Source organism: Embleya sp. NPDC127516 (assembly GCF_044765325.1).
In the GTDB taxonomy this organism is placed as follows: domain Bacteria; phylum Actinomycetota; class Actinomycetes; order Streptomycetales; family Streptomycetaceae; genus Embleya.
The window spans coordinates 1-3,018 of record NZ_JBIWJT010000069.1 but is presented as its reverse complement, the minus strand read 5'-3'; the positions used below and the strand labels follow the sequence as shown (position 1 = coordinate 3,018).

The 3,018-nt window shown below is 68.6% G+C and carries 6 protein-coding genes; 4 read left to right on the top strand and 2 right to left on the bottom strand.

The annotated features are described in order from the left end of the window. The coding region (locus ACIRL2_RS50645) for a tetratricopeptide repeat protein (RefSeq protein ID WP_402242473.1) at window positions 1-232 on the top strand (232 nt) is incomplete at its 5' end. 211 nt (window positions 233-443) lie between these two features. Here ACIRL2_RS50645 and ACIRL2_RS50640 read toward each other — a convergent pair. Further along, entirely contained in the window at window positions 444-644 is a 201-nt protein-coding gene (locus tag ACIRL2_RS50640; protein WP_402242470.1) for a hypothetical protein, read from the bottom strand. Between the two features lie 418 nt (window positions 645-1,062). On the opposite strand from ACIRL2_RS50640, the gene ACIRL2_RS50635 reads away from it, so the two are divergent. Together ACIRL2_RS50635 and ACIRL2_RS50630 are read left to right on the top strand one after the other, a co-directional pair. Then, on the top strand, window positions 1,063-1,299 hold the full coding sequence (locus ACIRL2_RS50635; protein WP_402242503.1) for a DUF397 domain-containing protein: 237 nt from the start codon (window positions 1,063-1,065) through the stop codon (window positions 1,297-1,299). Between the two features lie 102 nt (window positions 1,300-1,401). After that, window positions 1,402-2,340 (top strand): helix-turn-helix domain-containing protein, encoded by a 939-nt coding sequence (locus ACIRL2_RS50630; RefSeq protein WP_402242467.1) that lies wholly within the window; start codon window positions 1,402-1,404, stop codon window positions 2,338-2,340. On the opposite strand, the gene ACIRL2_RS50625 is transcribed toward ACIRL2_RS50630, so the two are convergent. Next, window positions 2,330-2,470, bottom strand: a complete 141-nt coding sequence (locus ACIRL2_RS50625) for a hypothetical protein (protein ID WP_402242464.1) — start codon at window positions 2,468-2,470, stop codon at window positions 2,330-2,332. The genes ACIRL2_RS50630 and ACIRL2_RS50625 overlap by 11 nt on opposite strands. 34 nt (window positions 2,471-2,504) lie before the next feature. On the opposite strand from ACIRL2_RS50625, the gene ACIRL2_RS50620 reads away from it, so the two are divergent. Next, on the top strand, window positions 2,505-2,927 hold the full coding sequence (locus ACIRL2_RS50620) for a DUF4259 domain-containing protein (protein WP_402242461.1): 423 nt from the start codon (window positions 2,505-2,507) through the stop codon (window positions 2,925-2,927). Window positions 2,928-3,018: the final 91 nt, after the last annotated feature.

Genomic DNA, 3,018 nt, shown 5'->3' with positions numbered 1-3,018 from the left:
CTCCCTGTACGAACAGACCTTGCGCGACCGGGTGCGGGTGCTGGGCACCGACCACCCCCACACGCTGGCCTCCCGCAACAACCTCGCGGGCGCGTACGAGAGGGCGGGTGACCTGGGCCGCGCGATCCCCCTGTACGAACAGACCCTGCACGACGCGGAACGGGCGCTCAACCCCGGCCATCCGTTCATCGCATTGGTGCGAGCGAACCTGGAACGGGCGCGGTCCACGTAACGGTTGCGAAAGCGGCGGCAGCGGCAGGACTGGACCGTGCTTCGTGAGTCGTTGTCAGCGACTCAACGCATGCCCCGAGCGGCATGTCCCGCCTGCATCGGAGCTCGGTTCTACACACAAACCGAACATGACTCGCAGCCGTTGAATATCGGTGAGGCAGATTCGAGTCCATGCAGAAGGGGTCGAACCGCGAGTGAAGCGACCTCAAAGGTCAATGCGTCTCGTCGGGCCGCGCCGACACCGAATCCCAGACGTTGCCTCCATCCGCCCAGGTCCACAGCCACTCGCGCAGGGACGGCGCCGCGTACCGCAGCCCGTCGTGTGGATCCTCGCCCCGGTCCGGTTCCCAGCCGTCGGAGTCCCAGAGCAGCACCGGATGATCGACCGCGGTCAGCGAGACGTACCACTCCATGCCGCACCCGCCAAGACCTGCCGTGCGATCGAGATCGGTGACGGGGGTTCGGGCCGGAAGGCGGTCTCGCGTCGCTGACACCAGGCAGCATCCCGCAGTGGTACTATCCGCACTGGCCGTGCGCCACGACCCTCCACGCTCGGCGGCCGGAGTGGAAACGGCCGTCGGCCTCGTGGTTCTTCCTGGCGAGTCGAGCGATCACATCCTCCATGGGCGTCGAGTCCGGCCCGCGGGTGTCCGACACGCCGGCGAATATCCCAGGTCGCGGGTCCGCCGCGCGGCACCCGCCAAACCGCGCGAACCCGACCGACCTTCCCGGCGCGTCCTTGACTGCATGACGACGCAGCCGGTGCACGGCAGTTGCGACCCTCGACGGGCACGCACCCGCGACCACGCGCTCGAAGGCGCGACAGTCGACGTGCGCGAGGGTGTCAACGGTGCGCCGGCGGCTTCGTTGGGTGTGACGGAGTGGGTGAAGAGCGCGGCGAGTTCGGCGACGGGTCAGTGTGTGGAGCTGGGCGTGGTGCCCGGTGGTGGTGTCGCGGTGCGGAATTCGCGGGATCCGCAGGGGCCGGCGCTGGTGTACACGAGGGCGGAGGTGGCGATGTTCGTGGCCGGGGCCAAGGCGGGCGAGTTCGACCGCCTTCTCGAATAGGGACCTGCCCTGCGTGTGATCGTGTGATCGGCGGACGGGGGTGTGCGCCTTTGGAATACTGGCGCGTACACCCCCCTTTCTTGTTCCGCTGGGAGTCGCCGCGTGTCCCTGTCCCCCGACCCCGCCACGGGCTCCACGCGCGAGGCCGGTCCGGATCCGCTGCCCGATCGGCCGGCCGCGGCGGTGAAGGTGCTGGGGTCGATGCTGCGTGATTTGCGGCTGGAGAGCGACATGGGGCTCAAGGCGGCAGCCGACGTCGTGCGCGGGTCGGCGTCGAAGGTCTCGCGGCTGGAGCGGGGCGAGAGTCCGCCCAAGCACCGCGACGTGATGGAGTTGTTGAAGGCGTACGGGGTGCGGGAGCCGGGCACGTTGGCCACCGTCGAGGACCTGCTGCGCAAGGCCGTCCAGAAACCGTGGTGGCACCGCTACGCCGACGTCACCCCGGGCTGGTTGCGGCGGTTGATCAGCCTGGAGGAGTCTGCCACCCGGATCAGCACCTGGGAGGTGCACGTGGTCCCGGGCCTGCTGCAGACCCCCGACTATGCGCGCGCGGTCATCCGCAACGGCCTGCCCGACGCCGACCCGCGCGAGATCGAACAACGCGTGGCGCTGCGACGCGGCCGCCAGGAGGTGCTGGGCAACGGCCAACGCACCCAGACGCTGATCGCGTTGCTGGACGAGAGCGTGCTGGCGCGCCCGGTGGGCGGGCCGGCGGTGATGGCCGATCAGATGCGGTTCCTGCTCGAGGCGATCGAACGCCGCCGGATCCAGGTGCGGATCGTGCGCTTCGCCAAGTCCGCCACGCTCACCCCGCCGTCCTCGATGACCTTGTTGCGGTTCGCGCACGGCGGCCTGCAGGAGCTGGTCTACCTCGAACACGTCGAGGCTGCCACCTACCTGAGCCGGGTCAAGGACGTCGAGCGCTACCGGGCGCTGCTCGAATCGCTGTACCTGGCGGCGGAATCACGGGCCCGCAGCAAGGCTTTGATTCTCGACGCCTACGACCGCTACCGCGCCGAACAGCGGGCAGTCACCGGCTGAGTGCCGGACGGCGCACGGCAGCGGCGCGGAGGAGCACCACCGCCGCCACATCGTCGGCGCGATCCGCCACGTCACCGACAACGGCTTCACACGGGTCGGCACCCCCACCGACGTCGATCAGGCGCTTCATGCAAGGATCCGCCTTGTCAAGGGAGGTCGACGGCATGGGCACCTGGGGCATGGGGCCGTTCCAGAACGACACGGCGGCGGATTTCTCCCAAACCCTGGATGAGACGGACGCGAGCGAACGCGAAGCCGTCGTCCGTCAGGTCCTTCGCGCGGCGGTCCGCACCCAGGAGCACCTCGAGGAAGCCATTGCCGCGGCCCGCCTGATCGCGGCTCGACAGCCCGCGGGTGAGCCCGTCGACGACGTCTTCGGCCCGAAAGAGCCGATGCCGGCGTTTCCTGACGACGTTCGCGTTCTCGCGGTAGAGGCCCTCGACCGGGTCGTGGCCGAAGGGTCCTACATCGCCGAGCTGTGGGACGAATCCGGCGAAGGCCAACGTTGGCGACGCAGCATCACCAACCTGCGATCTGTCCTTGATCCCCAGCCTTGGCACGGAACAGAACCCCTCTTCGAGATCTAGTGTGATGCGCCAGAAATCCTGAGGGTTAGTTCTGCTCTGTTTTCTGGCCGGTGGTTCCGACTTTGGTGAGGTAGTCGGCGAGGGAGTTGAG